We start from the raw sequence: 433 nt of genomic DNA, 5'->3' as shown, positions 1-433 counted from the left end.
GCGCGCTCGGCGTTGACCAGCCGCAGCACCTCCACGGCGGCGGTGGCCTCCGCCGAGGTCTGCCCCTTGCCCTGGCCCTGGTCGCCCGCCTTCCGCTCGGTGTCGGGCGTCGTCGTGCGCTCCCGCGCCTGCTCCTCGGTCTTCTCCGGGGCCGCCGGGGACTCCGTCTTCTCCGGGGTCTTCTTCTCCGCCTCGGGCGTTTTCGTCGGCGCGGCCGGGGCGGACGCGGAGGCCGAGGGCGCCGGGGAGGCCGTGCGTCCGCCGTCGCGGCTCGCCGGGACGGACGCGTCGCGGCCCGGCGTCTCGACGCTGCCGGACGTGCCGCCCTGCTCGGTCGGCAGGCTGGTCGCCACACCGGCGCCGGCCTGCACGTTGTCACTGGGGCCGCGGTCGCCGCCGAGCTTGTAGTTCTCCAGGCCCGGCACCGCGCCGG

Annotated in this window: 1 pseudogene; it reads right to left on the bottom strand. The window is 77.8% G+C overall.

The features are described 5' to 3' along the window. Positions 1-433, bottom strand: a pseudogene (locus CCN29_RS18690) (CAP domain-containing protein); the annotation flags it as partial.

The organism is Streptomyces pseudogriseolus, assembly GCA_002154585.1.
GTDB lineage: Bacteria > Actinomycetota > Actinomycetes > Streptomycetales > Streptomycetaceae > Streptomyces > Streptomyces pseudogriseolus.
The sequence above is the reverse complement of the archived record's forward strand: the minus strand, read 5'-3'. Positions and strand labels throughout refer to the sequence as shown.